The following is a 15,693-nucleotide window of genomic DNA, read 5'->3' as shown; positions in this document are numbered from 1 at the left end:
CGAAATAAAATATTGCTCAATATTGATATTGTCCTCACAATTTTCGATCTGGCGCGGCCTTTGTTGCGCTCTATGCGCCCCGGGAAGCGCCAGATCTGCCCGGCTCCGATCACGAGGGCCGGAAAACAAGAAATGTGAGGAATCCCCATGGCCATCACGAATATCGGGCTCACCGGAACCGGCGTCGTCATCAACACCAACGACACCGGCACCCTGGTGGACTTCGCCACCCTGCCGCTCGTCCTGAACGACCCGACCTTCCTGCCCTGGCTCAACGCCGGCACGCGGGCCACCGCCCTGACCCGGAACCTCGGTGGCAACGACGTCATCACCGGCGGCAACGGCAACGACACCTTCCATGGCGGCGCCGGCGACGACCAGCTGCACGGCAATGGCGGCCGCAACCTGCTCTATGGCGATGGCGGGCCGGTCTTCGACGGCTCGGCCGCGAACTTCGTCCGCAACGGCTCCTTCGACTCCTATGATCCCACCAAGGCCTCCGGCAGCCCGGCCGATTTCCTGCGCGTCTCGGCGGGCGGGCTGTACGACTGGACGCTGACCAACCCCGCCGATCCGGTCGCCGAGCTGGTCTCCGCGGGCCATGGCCGCGGCGCCCCGTCCGACGGCCCCTTCTGGCTCGACCTCGCCTCCTCCCCGGGCGACGTGACGGTGACCCAGGAGATCGGCGGGCTGACGCGGGACGGGATCTACGTCCTCAGCTTCGACCTCGCCGCGAACCCGTACCAGACGGAGTCGGTCGAGGTCAGCTTCGGCGGCACGGTGCTGGGCACCATCACGCCCGCCAGCGGCAACCTGTCCGATGCCGGGCACCACTACAGCTTCGCCGTCACCGCCGCGGCCACGGGCGGCACCCTGTCCTTCCGCAACGTCGGCAACGGCGACAACGTGGGCGTCAGCATCGACAACGTCCGCATGAACGCCCTGGCCGACGCGGCGGCGGGCAGCGGCGACGGCAACGACACGCTGACGGGCGGCAACGACGCCGATACGCTGGTCGGCGGCGGCGGCAACGACACGGTGCATGGCAATGACGGCAACAACCGCCTCTATGGCGGCGCCGGCAACGACACCATCACCGGCGGCAACGGCAACGACCGCGCCTGGGGCGGCAGCGGCAACGACCTCATCTACGTCAACGACGGCAACAACTTCGTCGATGCCGGCAGCGGCAACGACACCGCCTATGGCGGCAACGGCAACGACACGATGCTGGGCGGCGCGGGCAACGACCTGCTCATCGCCAATGGCGGGAACAACCTGTTCCAGGTCGGCGGCGTCGCCGGTGCCCTGTCCGACGGCAACGACACCATGACCGGCGGCAACCAGGCGGACCGCTACTTCCTGTTCCTCGACGACCGCGACGGCAACTCGGCGGGCTGGGGCAACGACGTCATCACCGACTTCCGGCTGGCCGAGGGCGACCGGCTGGTGGCCTTCAACCCGACCGCGGGCTTCTGGGACGACACGGGGTCGCTGAACGGCCTGGTCAGCAGCGACTTCATCACCGCCAGCCGTTCGGCCGATGGCGGTGACCTGGTGCTGCGCTTCAACGACAGCGACGCTCCCTCCGTCCTGACGCTGCGCTACTTCTTCTGGAACAACTACGCCGAGACGGTCGGCACCACCGCCGGCGCGGAGATCGGCGACGCCCGCCTGGTGCAGATGCTGCTCAACGTCGTCGAGGACGGCACGCCCATCGCGACGGGCGCGGCCTTCCTCACCGCCTCGCACGACTACCTGCTGGCCTAGCGGCCCCGCCATGCCGTCCCGGGGGAGGCCCTGCCTTCCCCGGATCCGGCCGCCGGGGCGGAAGCTGGGCCGCCCCGGTCCGGCACCGCCGCCGGGCCGGGCGCGCCGGCCACGCGCCGGCGCACCCGGCTCAGTCCGGCAGGGCCGCGCCCGTCCCCACCCGCGCGGCGAAGGCCTCGGCGAAGGCCTCCCGCTCGCCCTCGCTCATGTGCAGGCCGCGCTTGGTCCGTCGCCAGAGCGCGTCGTCCGGGACCCGCACCCATTCCCGGGCCACCATCCATTCCAGCTCGCGCTCGGTGATGCCGCCGCCCAGCTCGCGGCCCAGCGCCGCCGCGTCGCGCGCGCCGCCCAGCACCGCATCCAGCTCGCCGCCATAGCACCGGAACAGCCGCCAGAGCCGCGCCTCCTCCAGGAAGGGGTAGCGGCGAGCGGCCTCGGCCACGAAGCCCTGCGGCGTCCGCCCGCCGAGGTCGCCGCCGGGCAGCGGTGCCGTCGCCGTCCAGGCGGGGCGCGTCTCGCCCAGCGCGTGGCAAAGCTGCCCGACCGCATCCTCGGCCAGCCGGCGGAAGGTGGTGATCTTGCCGCCGAAGACGGAGAGCAGCGGCGCGCCCGCCCGGTCCAGCTTCAGCACGTAGTCGCGCGTCACCTCGGAGGGGTTGGCCTCGCCGGAATCATGCAGCGGCCGCACGCCGGAATAGGTCCAGACGATGTCGCCCGGCGTCACCTCCCGCCGGAACTGGCGCGAGACGGCGCGGCAGAGATAGGCCGCCTCCTCCGGCGTGCAGCGCGGCGGGCCGGAGGCGGGGTCGTGCGGCACGTCCGTCGTGCCGATCAGGGTGAAGTCCTGCTCGTAGGGAATGACGAAGACCACCCGCCGGTCGTCGTTCTGCAGGATGTAGGCCTGTTGCCCCTCATACAGCCTCGGCACGACGATATGGCTGCCGCGCACCAGGCGTACCCGGTCCGGCGCCGCCACCCCCGTCTCCGCCAGCGCCTGCATCACCCAGGGGCCGGCGGCATTGGCGATGGCCCGGGCCCGCACGCGGCGCTCCGCGCCGCCCGCGGCGCCGCGCCCCGACACGTCGCGCAGGACGCAGTCCCACCCGTCCGCGCCGCGCCGGGCGGAGACGAACTCGGTCCGCACCAGCACCGTGGCCCCCCGCGCCGCCGCGTCGCGGGCGTTCAGCACGACGAGGCGCGCATCCTCGACCCAGGCATCCGAATAGGCGAAGCCGCGCGACAGCTCCGGCTTCAGCGGCGCCCCCCAGGGATGCCGCCGCAGGTCCAGGGATTCGCTGCCCGGCAGCGTCACCCGCCGCGCGAGGTGGTCGTAGAGGAACAGCCCCGCCCGCAGCATCCAGGCCGGCCGCATCCCCGGCACGCGCGGCAGCACGAAGCGCATCGGCCAGGCGATGTGCGGGGCGAGGCGCAGCAGCACCTCGCGCTCCGCCAGCGCCTCCCGCACCAGGCGGAACTCGTACTGCTCCAGGTAGCGCAGCCCGCCATGGATCAGCTTCGACGAGGAGGAGGAGGTCGCCCCCGCCAGGTCGCCGCGCTCGGCCAGCAGCACGGAGAGTCCCCGCCCCGACGCATCGCGCGCGATCCCCGCGCCATTGGCGCCGCCGCCGATGACGAGCAGGTCCACCGGATCCGAACCGTGCCCTGCCGCTTCCCCATCCATGCCTCCCAGCCTGACACGCGCACGGCCGGGCGCAAGCCGGGGGCGGATGCGCTTGGCCCCGCGTGGCAACCGTGTGACGATGCGCCCCGGACCAACGCCCCTCCCCTGCCGGAGCAAGCCCCCATGCTCTCCCGCCGCCAGCTGCTGGCCGCCACCGGTTCCGCGCCGCTCCTCGCGCCCCTGGCGGCGCGGTCCCAGGCCACCCCCGATGCGGTCGCCATGCCTGCCCCGGGCCGCCGCGCCTGGGCGGAGCAGGTGCCGCAGATCCGCCTCGGCGTGCTGGGCGGCGAGACGGAGACGGACCGGCTGGGCCGCTACGAGGGCTACCGCAAGCTGTTCGAGGACATCTTCCAGGTGCCCACGCGGATGTTCTTCGCCTCCGACTACGCGGGCGTGCAGCAGGCCTTCGCGGCGAAGCAGCTGGAGATCGCCAACATGGCCCCCGCCGCCTATGCGGGCGTCTGGATGGACACCAATGGCGGGGTGGAGCCGATCCTGGTGACGCGGGAGTCCGACGGCAGCACCTCCTACGTCGCCGTCATGTATGTCCGCAGCGACAGCGGCATCACGAAGATCGAAGACCTGCGCGGGAAGTCCATTGCCTGGGCCGACCCCAACAGCGCCTCCGGCTACCTCATCCCGCGTGCCGAACTGCGCGCGGCGGGCATCAACCCCGAGCCGGGGCAGTTCTTCGCCCGCACCGGCTTCGCCGGCGGGCACGACCAGGCGCTGGTGGCGGTGCTGCAACGCCAGTACGACGCGGGTGTCACCTGGGTCTCCGGCCAGGGCGAACCGCCCTATACCCGCGGCGTGCTGCGCGCGGCGGTGGAGAAGGGCATGCTGAACATGGCCGACCTCCGCATCATCTGGACCTCCCGGCCCATCCAGAACGGGCCGATCGTCGTGCGCTCCGACCTGCCGGCGGCGTTCAAGGAGGACATGATCGCCTTCCACCTCGCCCTGCCCAAGGCGCATCCGGATATCCACCGCGCGGTGGAGCGTGGCAGCGCGATCGGCTGGGCCCGCACCAGCCACGCCGACTATCAGGTCTTCGTCGACATGCGCCGCGCCGAGGCGGCGGAGCGCCGGCGCCGCTGAGGCCCGGCTAGGGCTTCCCGGCCAGGGGGTCCCGGTAAGGGGGCCAAGGCGGGGGAACGCCCCCTCAGCGCCGTTGCGCCATCTCCGCCACGGCCTGCCAGCCCCATTCCACCGGGACGTTGAGCAGGCCGTGGTGCAGGCGGTGCACGGCGTTGCGGACCGCCGCGTCCAGCCCCGCGCGCGCGTAGAAGACGCCACGGATGTGCAGGCAGTGGGCGATCGCGCGCAGGAAGCATTCGCGCAGCAGCGGCTCCGGCGGCGCCGCGGCGCGCCAGAAGCCGTCCAGCCCGCCGGGGTGGACCAGGCCGGGGATCCTGTAGATCGCCTCGCCCAGCGCATGGGTCGGCAGGCCGTCGATGATGGCGCGCAGGCCGACGGTGCTGTTCACCGTGACCACGCCCTGCACGCTCTCGGTGATGTCGCCCAGGTTGCCGCCGCCCAGGTAGTGGACGCGCTCCGAGGCACCGAAGCGGCGCGCGATCTGCCGCACCCGGCGGTGCCACATCTTCAGGCCCGGATCGAGCGGATGCACCTTCACCAGAAGCTGCGCCTCCGGCGGCGCATGCGCGGCGAAGGAGGCGACGACATCGGTGATCGCCGAATCCATGTCCGGATAGGGCGAGTAGGCGCGCAGGGAGAAGTCCGTCTCCATCTGCATGGCGAAGAGGAAGAGCGGCCCCTTCGGCCCCGCCACGCCCTTCAGCCCCTCCAGGATTCGGGCCGCGCGCCGGTTCTCCCGCCCGCGCAGCAGCAGCCGCATCGCCGTGCCGGCATAGACGGGGATCGGATGGTAGAGCTGGTGCGTGCGATAGTGGGGAAAGGGCCAGGGCAGCAGCATCGCCATGTGATAGGCGATGTCCCAGATCGCCTGGGTGCGGAAGCAGTCGCGATGGTGCACCACCAGGTCCGGCGGCGGCAGCGCGCGCCCCAGCGCGATGATGGTGTCCGGATCGCGGGGAAAGCGGCTCTCGGCGTTCATGCCGTCGCGCTCCAGCACGATCCAGTCGGGCCGGATGTAGCCGAAGTCGGTCGCCACCACCTGCACGCCGCGGCGCCGCGCAGCGTCGATGGCGGGCTTGTGCTGCGGCCGCTGCTCGCCCAGCAGGACGAGGTCGGTCGCCCCGCGCTCCTCCAGGAAGCGGTCGATCCAGCCGGGCCAGTCCTCCGCCCGGCCGCGGTAGTCCACCGCGCCCCGCCCCCACCACAGCAGCCTGTCGCCCAGGTTCAGGTTCACCCGCGCGACCTGGTGCCCGAGCGCGCGCAGCCCCTCGCCCACCTCGCGGAAGAAGGGGCTGATCGGCCCCTGGAGGAAGACGAAGGAACGCGGGCCGCTGCGGCCGGGCGGGATCGCGTTCATGCCAGCGCCGCCCCGTAGATCCGCCAGCGCCCCGTCTCCGGCGCGGGAAGCCGCGCCATGGCGGCCAGCATGGCGGCGTTGTCTTCCAGGATCCAGGACACCTCCAGCCGCGCCCAGCCGCGCCGCCGCGCCAGCGCGATGGCGCCCGAGAGCATCGCGCCCACCGCCATGGCCGAGACCGCCCCGCCCCGGAAGGCGCGGCGCACGCCCAGCAGCGGCAGCCGCCCCGAGGTGGTGCGCCCGGCCAGCGCCGGCAGCATCCGCGCCCAGCCGAAGGGAGCGAGCCGCCCGTCCAGCCGCGCCGTCGCCTCCTCGATGTTCGGCACCACGGCGCAGAGGCCGATCGCCTCGCCCCGCCATTCGGCGAAGAGCACCCGCCCCGCCAGCAGCAGGGGCGCGAGGAGGCGGCGCATCACCCCCGCCTCCGCGGCGCTGACCGGCTGCGCGCCCCAGTTCCCGGCCCAGGCATCGTTGTAGAGGTCGCGCAGCAGCGCCACCTCCGTCGCCAGGCGCCTCCGGCGCAGGGGCCGCACGCGCAGCCCGTCCCGCCCCGGCCAGCGGGCCAGCAGCGGCGCGAAGCGGGCGGAATGGCGCTCCCCGGCGAGATCCAGGGTGCAGGCCAGCACGTCCTTCTCCGGCCGCAGCCCGGCCGCTTCCAGCATCGGCGGCAGCCAGCCCGGGTTGCGCGGCATGCGCAGCATGGGCGGCGCCCCGAAGCCCGCCACCTGGGCGCCGACCTCGTGGTTGATCGACCAGGAGAGCGGCCCGCGGAGCCGCGACGCCCCCCAGCCGCGCAACCGGGCCGAGGCCGCATCCAGCAGCGCCGCCAGCACGGCCGGATCGTGCTCCAGCGCCAGGAAGCCGCAATGCCCGACCCCGCCGGTGGAGCCGTCGCGCGGCAGCGCAGCGGCGATCCGCCCGACCGGCCGCCCGTCGCGCAGGGCCAGGAACCGCGCGATCCGCCATTCCGCCAGGGCGGGGTTGAAGCCGGGATCGAAGGTGCGTCGCTGCTCGGCCAGCAGCGGCACCGACCAGCCCGCCGCCTCCCCGCCCAGCAGGGCCGGCAGGCGGAGCCAGGCGTCCGCCGCCGCCTCGTCGGCGACCTCGGCCACGGTCGGGGCGGCGGCGATCGTGCTCACCGCCCCAGGTCCAGCGGCGCCAGCCCCGCGAGGGCCTCGGCCACCGCCTCGGCCGCCGCGTCGAGCTGCGGCTCCTCATGCTCGGCGCTCAGGAAGAAGCGTAGCCGCGCCGCCTGTTCCGGCACGGCGGGGAAGACGATCGGCTGGACGTTCACCCCGCGCGCGAAGAGCGCCGCCGAGAGGCGTGCCGCCCGGACCGAGGAGCCGGTGATCACCGGCACGATGGCGCAGCCGGCGGAGGTCCCGGTGTCGAGGCCGAGGTCGCGCAGCCGGTCCCGGAAGTGGCGGGCATTGTGCCGCAGCCGCGCCACCCGCCAGGGTTCGGCCTGCATGACGGCCAGGGATTCCAGCGCGGCGGCGGCCAGGGCCGGCGGCAGCCCAACGGAGTAGACGAAGCCCGGCGCGGTGTGGCGCAGCCACTCGATCAGGTCGCGCTGCGCCGCGATGAAGCCGCCGCAGGCCGAGAGCGTCTTGGACAGCGTGCCCATCCAGATGTCGACCCCCGCCGGATCGACGCCCTGCTCCTCGAAGATGCCGCGTCCGGTGGGACCGAGCACGCCGAGCGAATGCGCCTCGTCGACCATCAGCCAGGCGTCGTGCTGCCGCGCCATCGCCACGAAGCGGGCGAGGTCGGGCAGGTCGCCGTCCATGGAATAGTGGCCCTCGATCACCAGCAGCGCCCGCCGCGCGCCGCGCCGCGCCGCCGCCAGCTCGCGCTCCGCCGCCGCCGCGTCGTTGTGGGCGAAGGGGATGCGCCGCGCGCCGGAGAGGCGCGCGCCCTCCGTGCAGGAATTGTGGATGGCGGCGTCGTGCACGATCACGTCGCGCGACCCCATCAGGTGGCCGATCAGCGTGACGTTGGTGGCATGGCCCGAGACCATGCAGAGCGCGTCCTCGGTGCCGTAGTTCTCCGCCAGGGCGCGCTCCAGCGTCGCATGCACCGGCCGCTCGCCGGAGACCAAGCGGCTGGCGGAGGCGGAGACGCCGTACCGGTCGATCGCCGCCTTGGCCGCCGCCGCCACGCGCGGATCGCCGTTCAGGCCGAGGTAGTTGTAGGAGGAGAAGTTGACGTAGCGCCGCCCGCCGATCTCCGTGGTGCCGCCCGCCACGGCGTCGTGCGGCCGGAAGAAGGGGTTCTCCAGCGACAGCGTCTCCACCGCCGTCTGCAGCAGCGCGAAGTCGCGCATGCCCGGCAGGTCGGAGAAGCCGCGCCGCCCCGCCGCCTCCGGCCCGTCATCCTGCCGGGCCCGCCGCTTGGCGAGGCGCTGCAGCAGCGCCAGCCGGGCGCCCGCGGAAAGGCCGAAGCCGCCGGTCACTCCGCCGCCTCCCGCGTCGGCTCGAAGTGCTGCAGCAGCACCGCGACCTGCGCCTCCTCGCCGCGCTCGCCGTGCAGCCCCTCCACCACCCGCGCCGCGAGCCCGGCCAGGGTCAGATCCTCCGTCACGGCGGCGAGCGGCACGGAGAGGCCGAGCCGCTGCTCCAGCGCGCCGCGCAGCTCCAGCCCGCCCAGGCTGTCCAGCCCCAGCCGCGCCACGGGGGCATCGGCGGGGATCGCATCGGCGGGCAGGCGCAGGATGCGGGCCAGCTCCTCGGCCGCGATGCGCAGCAGCAGCGCCTTGCCCTCCTCGGGCGGCAGCTCCAGCAGGTGCGCGCGCATGTCGTCCACGTCCCCGGCCGTCCCGGCCGCCTCCCGCACCGTGGCGAAGGCGGGCTCGCGCAGCACCGGCAGGGCGGCGCCGAGCCGGCCCCAGCCCAGCCGCGCCAGGTACGCCACCGGCGCCCCGGAGCCGAGCAGCGCCGGGAGGGCGTCGAGCGCCTCGCCCGCCGCCATCGGCTCCACGCCCAGGCGGCGGGAGAGGGTCTCCGCCACCCCCGTCTCGCGCGCCAGGACGCCCGCATCGGCGATCGGGCCCCAGCCCACGGCCAGGGCCGGCAGCCCGCCCGCCCGCCGCCGCCGCGCCAGCGCCTCCAGCGCGGCATTGGCCGCGACGTAGTTCCCCTGCCCCGGATTGCCGAGCGGCGTGGTGGCCGAGGAGAAGAGGAGGAACAGCGCCGGCTGGTCCGCCCGCGTCAGCCGGTCCAGGTGCTCCGCCGCCAGCAGCTTCGGCGCCAGCACCCGCGCGAAGCGGGAGGCGTCCAGCGTCGCCACCCCGCCATCGTCGAAGACCGCGGCCGCATGCACCACGCCGCCGATCGGCCCCTCCGCCCGCAGCGCCGTCAGCACCGCGCCCAGCGCCTCCGCATCCGCGGCGTCGCACGCATGGGCCGTGGCCCGTGCCCCCAGCGCCGCCAGCGCCCGCAGCGCGGCCGCGGCCTCCGGCGTGGCCGGGCCGCGGCGGGAGAGCAGCGCCAGCCGCCGCACGCCGCGCGCCGCCAGCCACTTCGCGCATTCCAGCCCGAAGCCCGCCGTGCCGCCGGTGACCAGCACCGTGCCGGCGGGGGGGACCCAGGACGGCGCGGCAGGCGCCGCCTGATGCGGCGGGCGGATCACCAGCTTGCCGATATGCGCGCTGGCCTGGAGCGTGCGGAAGGCGTCCTCCACCCGGGCCGCGGGGACGACGCTGCGCGGCAGCGGGCGCAGCGTGCCGACCGCCAGCCGGGCGCGCAGCCCGTCCAGCAGCCGCGCCGCCTCCGCCGGGCGGGCGGCGGGAAGCTGGTCCACGTCCACGCCGAAATAGCTGATGTTGCGGCGCATCGGCCGCAGCGCGATGCGGCGATCCTCGGCATAGTCGCGCTTGCCCAGCTCGATGAACCGGCCCCAGGGACGCAGCAGCGCGAGGGAGCGCTCCATCGCGTCGCCGGCCAGGCTGTTCACCACCACGTCCACGCCGTCGGGCCAGTGCAGGCGCAGCGCATCGGCGAAGCCGGGATCGCGGCTGTCCAGCACCAGCTCCGCCCCGGCGGCACGCAGGAAGGCGCGCTTGGCCGGTGTGCCGGCGGTCATCGCCACCCGCGCCCCCGCTTCCTGCGCGATCTGCAGCGCGGCCAGTCCGACCGCCCCGGCGCCGCCATGCACCAGCACGCGCTCGCCCGGGGCGAGGCGGGCGCAGCCTTCCAGCGCATGGGCGGCGGTGAGGAACGCCACCGGCACCGTCGCGGCGGCGGCGAAGCCCATCCCCTCCGGGATCGGCGCGATCGCCTCCACCCGGGTCACCGCCCGGCTGGCGAGCGCGCGGGGGGCAAAGCCGAAGACCCGCAGCCCCTGCCGAAGCCCCACGCCGGGCCCCACCGCCTCGACCGTGCCGGCGAACTCCATGCCCAGCCCGGCGCCGGCGAAGCCGCCCTGCAGGATCTCCTCCGGCAACAGGCCCTGCGCCCACATCAGGTCGCGGAAGTTCAGCCCCGCGGCCTCCACCCGCACCAGCACCTCGCCGGTGGCGAGGTCGGGCGCGGTGGGCAGCGTCTCCCAGCCCAGGCTGCCGAGCTGGCCCGGCTGCCGCACGACCAGCCGCGCCGGCCCCCGCGGGCGGTCGGGCTCGGCAGCGCCGGGGCGCAGGCGCGGGGCGCGTCGCGTCGCCTGCGCCAGCAGCGCCTCCGGCTCCGCGCCGGGCGACAGCAGTTCCGGCAGCAGCCGCGCGGCGGCGGCGGCCGGGGCCAGGGCGGCATCCACCAGCAGCCGGCGCGGCGCCAGATCCGGCATCTCGTTGGCCAGCACGCGGCAGAGCGCCCGCACCGCCTCGGCCGGCGGGTGGGTGTCGTCGCCCTGGGTGACGACGGCGAAGCGGGCGGCGGCGCCCTGGGCCACCTGCGCCAGCGCGACCAGCCCGGCGAGGGCGGTCGGCAACGCCTCCGCAGCCGATCCCGCCAGCGCCACCACTAGCGCCCCGCGCAGCCGGCGCGGCGGCAGGTTCGCGGCATCCTCCAGCCGCGTGAGGCCGAGCTGGGCGGGCTGCGGCAGAGCGGCCAGCGCCTGGGCCAGGGCCTCCGCCAGCGGGCGGGCCGCGCTGTCGGCGACCAGCAGCATGGGCGGCAAGGGTCCGGCGGGAGCCGGTGCCGTCGCGGCCAGGCGGGCGGGTTCCACCGGCCGCCGGGCGGAGAGCAACAGGGCCGGCCAGGGTGCCGCCCGCAGCGGCTCGGCCAGCCCCTGCAGCCAGCCGTCGGCGGCCAGGGCATCGCGCCAGGCCGCGGCCCCCGGCAGCGGGCGGCCGCTCCACCAGGATGGGTCCTGGCCGAGCGCGAGATCCAGCACGCGGCCCGGCAGCGGCTCCGCCAGCAGCAGCGTGCCGCCTTCCGCCAGCGCCGCGGCGAGGCCGGGCAGCAGGGCCGTGCCCAGCCGGCCGCGCGCGGCGGCGCCGACGCCCACCACCAGATCGGCCGCAACCGGGCAAGGTGTCCCGGATTCCGGATCCCAGGCCAGGGGCAGCCGCTCCACCAGCCCGCGGGCGCCGGGCAGCACCCGCCCCTCCCCGGCCACGTGGTGCAACACCCTGCGGCCGGTGGCGCCCAGCGCCTCGGCCAGGCGGCGGCTCAGTGCCGCGCTGCCCAGATCCAGCACGCGCAGCGGCCGGCCCGCCGGCCAGGCGGCGGCCAGGGCCCCGGCGGCGGCCACCACCACCTCCGCCAGCCGGTCGGGGCCGGCGGCCTCCTCCGGCATGGGCAGCGCGGCGCCCTCGCCCGCCAGGGCGAGCGGCAGGCGTTCCGCCGCCAGGGCGAGCCAGGCGAGGTCATGCGCCATGGAGGGCTGCTCGGCCAGGACGGAGCGCCAGATGTCCTCGGCCGGCGGCAGGACCGATTCCGGCAGGGGGCGCAGCCCGTCCTCCGGGTCGTTCGCCGCCAGCCCATCCTCCTCCAGCGCCCGCAGCAGGGCGTCCGCCAGGGGGGATGGCCGCGGGGATGGCTGCGGGGATGGCTGCGGCAGGGCGCGGCGCGACACCCCGGTGGCAAGCGCCGCATGGGCCACGGCGCCGGCCCAGCCCTCCAGCAGCAGCGCCGTCTCGGACAGGTCCAGCGCCTCCTCCGCCTGCCGCGCGGCGGTCAGCGCGGCGTCGAGCGCCGGGGCGGGCGGCGGCAGCGCGGGATCGGTGGTGGGCAGATCCTCCATGCGGAAGACCATGGGCTCGGCCGCGGTCCCCAGGCCGAGCCGCACCCGCTGCAGCGCCGCCTCCTCGATCAGCGCGACGGCCTGGCCCTGCGCGTCGCGGAGCAGCAGCCGGGCCGCGGCCGAACGCTCCCCGGCGCGCAGCAGCGCCAGCTCCGCGATGGCCGCCGGCGCGGCGCCGCGGCGCCAGACCAGCCGCTCCACCCGGACCGGGAGCAGCGCCTCCGGAACCGCCGCCCCCCGCCCCGACAGGTCCGGCATGGCGGGGGCCAGCAGCGCGATCAGGGCCTGCAACGCCCCGTCCAGGCGGACCGGGTGCAGCAGGAAGGCGGCATCCGGCGGCGCGGCCTCAGGCAGCACCAGGCTGGCACGGGCCCGGCCGAAATCCGCCTGCACCTCCCGCAGCGGCCGGAAGGCGGGGCCGTAGTCCAGCCCCAGCCGCGCCGCCAGCGCGGTCACCGCCGCGCCCTCCATCCGGCGCGGCTCGGCCAGCGGCGCGGCCGGCCCTGCCGACAGGGCGGAGAGGCTCGCCTCCCCCACCCGCCCCCGGGCGTGCAGGGTCCAGCCCTCCTCGGCGAGGCGGCGCCGGCTCTCCAGGGTCAGGGCGCCCTCATCCGACAGGCGCACGCGAACCTGCCGCGTCTCCGCCTCCGACAGCGGCATGGGCCGCAGGATCTGGAAGGCGGCGACCTCCAGGACCGGCGCCTCCGGGAAGCGCCAGGCGGCGGCGGCCAGCGCCATCTCCAGCATGGCGGCGGCCGGCAGCACCGCCTCCCCGCCCAGCCGGTGGTCGGCCAGCCAGGGCTCCAGCACCGTGTCCAGGTCGCGCGTCCAGGGGCCGGCCTCGGCGGAGCGGCGCATCCCCAGCAGCGGGTGGTCGTGATGCGGGTCGTGGAGCCGGTTGTCCTCCGAGCTGCGGGCCAGCCAGTGCCGCTCCCGGGCGAAGGGGGTCAGCGGCAGGTCCCGTGCCGCCGGCCCCGCATAGGCCGGGCCGTTGCGGGGGTCGGCGCCGCGCGCCGCGGCACGGTCGGCGATGGCGGCCACCGGATCGCCCGCCTCGGGTCGGTCGCGCTTCGACAGGCCCGGCAGGACGACCGCACGGGCCTCGCGCGTCGTCTCCCGCAGGTAGGATTGCAGGACGGGGTTCGGGCCGATCTCGACGAAAAGCCGCGCCCCCCGTTCCAGCGCCAGCGCGACCCCGTCGGCGAAGCGCACCGGGTCGCGCAGGTTGCGCCACCAGTATTCCGCGTCCGGCTCCCCCACCGGCGCACCGTGCACGGTCGAGAGGAAGGGGATCCGGCCGCGGCGGGGCGCCAGCCCCTCCAGCGAGCGCAGCAGGGCGGCCCGCACCGGGTCCATGGCGGCGGAGTGGAAGGCGTAGTCGAGATCGAGCTCGACGCAGTGCAGCCGCTGCGCCTTCGCCTGCGCGGCAAGCCGCGCGATCGCCTCGGCCGGGCCGGCGATGGTGACGGCGCGCGGGGCGTTGCGGGCGGCGATCTCCAGCCCGGGGCCGCAGGCGGCCAGCAGCGGTTCCATCGCCTCGGCCGAGCAGGCGAGCGCCGCCATGCGGCCCCGGCCCCGGGTGGCGTGCTGGGCGGCGGAGCGCGCCACGACCAGGCGTGCCGCCTGCGCCATGTCCAGCAGCCCGGCCGCCAGCGCCGCCGCCACCTCGCCCACCGAGTGGCCGAGCACGAGGTCCGGCACCAGCCCCTCGGCCGCCAGCCCGCGCAGCAGCCCGGCCTGCACCGCGAAGAGAAGCGGCTGGGCGACGTCCGTCGCCGCCAGCGCTTCCTCCTCCACCCCGTCGGCGAGGCGCGCAGCGGGGGACCAGCCCAGCAGCGGCGCCAGCGCGGCATCCGCCTCCTCCACCCCGGCGCGGAAGCCGGCATGGCTTGCGAGCGCCGCCTGGGCCATGCCCGGGTACTGCGCGCCATTGCCCGAGAAGACGAAGGCGATCCCGCCCGCCGGCCCGGCCTGGCCCTCCGTGACCCCGCCCGGCTTGCGCCCGGCGGCCCAGTCGGCCAGCGCCGCCGCCAGGACCGGCGCCTCGTTCCCGCGCACGACCAGACGGTGCGGGCCCAGGTCGCGATGGCGCGCGGCGCCGCGCAGCAGCGCCGGCAACCGGGCCTGCGTCGTGCCCTCCAGCCGCTCGCGCCAGCGGGCGGCGAGCAGCGGCAGGGCGGCGGGGGAACGGGTGGAAAGCAGCAGCGGCGGTAGCGCGGCTGCCGGCTCGTGCGCCGGCGCACGGGCGGGGATGGCGGCCGCAGGGGCGGCCGTCAGCAGGGCCGTGGCGTTGGTGCCGCCGAAGCCGAAGGAGTTGACCCCCACCACCGGGGCCGGCGACGCGGCGCCGCCCTGGGAGAGCGGCTCGGGCCGGAGCGGCACGCGCAGGTTCAGCGCCGCCAGGTCGACATGCGGGTTGGGCGTCTCGAAATGCAGGCTGGGCGGGATGGTCCCGTGCTGCAGCACCAGCATCGCCTTCAGCAGCCCCGCCATCCCCGAGGCGGGCTCGGTATGCCCGATATTGGTCTTGGCCGAGCCGACCGGCAGCGGCTTGCGCCGGCCCCGGCCCAGGACCTGCCCGATCGCGCTGACCTCGACGGGGTCGCCCACCTGGGTGCCCGTGCCATGCGCCTCGAAATAGGCGACGCGGCGCGCCGGGATGCCGCTTCGCTCCAGCACCCGGGCCATCAGTGCGGCCTGCGCCTCCAGGTTCGGCAGGGAGAGGCCGATGGTGCGGCCCGCGCTGTTCACGCCGCTGCCGATCAGCACGGCGCGCACCGGATCGCCATCCGCCAGCGCCGCCGCGAGCGGCTTGAGCAGGACGACCCCCGCCCCTTCCGCCCGGACATAGCCATCCGCGCCGGCGTCGAGGAAGCGGCAGCGGCCGGTGGGCGAGAGCATCGATGCCCTGGAGAAGCCGGCGAAGGCATAGGGCGAGAGCAGCAGCTGCACGCCGCCCACCACCGCCGCCTCCACCTCGCCACGCTCCAGCGACTCCATGGCATGGTGCAGCGCGACCAGCGAGGAGGAGCAGGCGGTGTCCACGGTCTGCCCGGGGCCGCGCAGGTCGAAGACGTTGGTCAGCCGGTTGGCCAGGATCGACAGGGTGTTCCCCGTCATGAAGTACCGGTCCGCCCCGGCAGGGTCGGAGAGCCGCAGCTCGCCGTAATCGGTCGAGGAGCCGCCGATCCAGACGCCGATCTCCCGCCCCGCCAGAGCGGAGGGGCGGCAGCCTGAATCCTCGATCGCCTCCGCCGTCACCTCCAGCAGGAGGCGCTGCTGCGGATCGGCCTCGGCGGCCTCGCGCGGGCTGAGTCCGAAGGCCGTGGCGTCGAAGCCCGCCACGTCGCCCAGATGCCCCGCCGCGAAGGTGTAGGAGCGGCCCGGCTCACCCCGCCGGGGGTGGTGGAACAGGCGCTGGGAGAAGCGGTCCTGCGGGAGGGTGGACACCACGTCGCGCCCGGCCAGCAACAGATCCCAGTAGGCCGCCAGGTCGGGCGCGCCGGGGAAGCGGCAGGCGGCTCCGATGATGGCCACGGGAGCTCGTCGGGCCCGCCCGCCGCCCCGCCCAGAATCTTGATTCATCCGGCTCACTAATTACGATTTT

At 75.6% G+C, this 15,693-nt stretch carries 7 protein-coding genes; 2 read left to right on the top strand and 5 right to left on the bottom strand.

The annotated features are described in order from the left end of the window. Positions 1–147: 147 nt before the first annotated feature. Positions 148–1,770, top strand: coding sequence for a calcium-binding protein (locus LPC08_RS06615; protein WP_230451920.1), 1,623 nt, complete (start codon positions 148–150; stop codon positions 1,768–1,770). Between the two features lie 130 nt (positions 1,771–1,900). Here the strand turns inward: LPC08_RS06615 and glpD are convergent, their stop codons facing one another. Beyond that, a complete protein-coding gene (glpD, locus tag LPC08_RS06610; protein ID WP_230451919.1) occupies positions 1,901–3,451 on the bottom strand; it encodes a glycerol-3-phosphate dehydrogenase in 1,551 nt (516 codons plus the stop codon). Positions 3,452–3,574: 123 nt separating this feature from the next. Between glpD and phnD the strand changes: the two genes are divergently transcribed. Then, positions 3,575–4,549: a phosphate/phosphite/phosphonate ABC transporter substrate-binding protein gene (gene phnD / locus LPC08_RS06605; RefSeq protein WP_230451918.1), complete on the top strand. Its 975-nt coding sequence runs from the start codon at positions 3,575–3,577 to the stop codon at positions 4,547–4,549. A 64-nt stretch (positions 4,550–4,613) separates the two neighbouring features. Here phnD and LPC08_RS06600 read toward each other — a convergent pair whose 3' ends face one another. From LPC08_RS06600 to LPC08_RS26175, 4 genes are read right to left on the bottom strand one after another with little or no spacing between them, the layout of a single operon-like run. Continuing rightward, the gene (locus tag LPC08_RS06600) at positions 4,614–5,906 is read right to left on the bottom strand and encodes a capsule polysaccharide biogenesis protein (protein ID WP_230451917.1); all 1,293 of its coding nucleotides are present in this window, start codon (positions 5,904–5,906) and stop codon (positions 4,614–4,616) included. Further along, the gene (locus LPC08_RS06595; protein WP_230451916.1) at positions 5,903–7,045 is read right to left on the bottom strand and encodes a hypothetical protein; all 1,143 of its coding nucleotides are present in this window, start codon (positions 7,043–7,045) and stop codon (positions 5,903–5,905) included. Before LPC08_RS06595 ends, LPC08_RS06600 begins: the two co-directional genes overlap by 4 nt. After that, a complete protein-coding gene (locus LPC08_RS06590; RefSeq protein WP_230451915.1) occupies positions 7,042–8,361 on the bottom strand; it encodes an aminotransferase class I/II-fold pyridoxal phosphate-dependent enzyme in 1,320 nt (439 codons plus the stop codon). The genes LPC08_RS06595 and LPC08_RS06590 overlap by 4 nt, the downstream gene beginning before the upstream one ends. After that, the gene (locus tag LPC08_RS26175) at positions 8,358–15,623 is read right to left on the bottom strand and encodes a type I polyketide synthase (protein WP_304622068.1); all 7,266 of its coding nucleotides are present in this window, start codon (positions 15,621–15,623) and stop codon (positions 8,358–8,360) included. Before LPC08_RS26175 ends, LPC08_RS06590 begins: the two co-directional genes overlap by 4 nt. Positions 15,624–15,693 lie beyond the last annotated feature (70 nt).

It is taken from the genome of Roseomonas sp. OT10, from assembly GCF_020991085.1.
Classification (GTDB): Bacteria; Pseudomonadota; Alphaproteobacteria; order Acetobacterales; family Acetobacteraceae; genus Roseomonas; species Roseomonas cutis.
This window is presented reverse-complemented; position numbering and strand designations above follow the sequence as displayed.

Bases quoted from the DNA above. Each gene is read 5' to 3' on its own strand.
- LPC08_RS06615 (WP_230451920.1), top strand. From the start codon at position 148: ATGGCCATCACGAATATCGGGCTCACCGGAACCGGCGTCGTCATCAAC.
- glpD (WP_230451919.1), bottom strand. From the start codon at position 3,451: ATGGATGGGGAAGCGGCAGGGCACGGTTCGGATCCGGTGGACCTGCTC.
- LPC08_RS06600 (WP_230451917.1), bottom strand. From the start codon at position 5,906: ATGAACGCGATCCCGCCCGGCCGCAGCGGCCCGCGTTCCTTCGTCTTC.
- phnD (WP_230451918.1), top strand. From the start codon at position 3,575: ATGCTCTCCCGCCGCCAGCTGCTGGCCGCCACCGGTTCCGCGCCGCTC.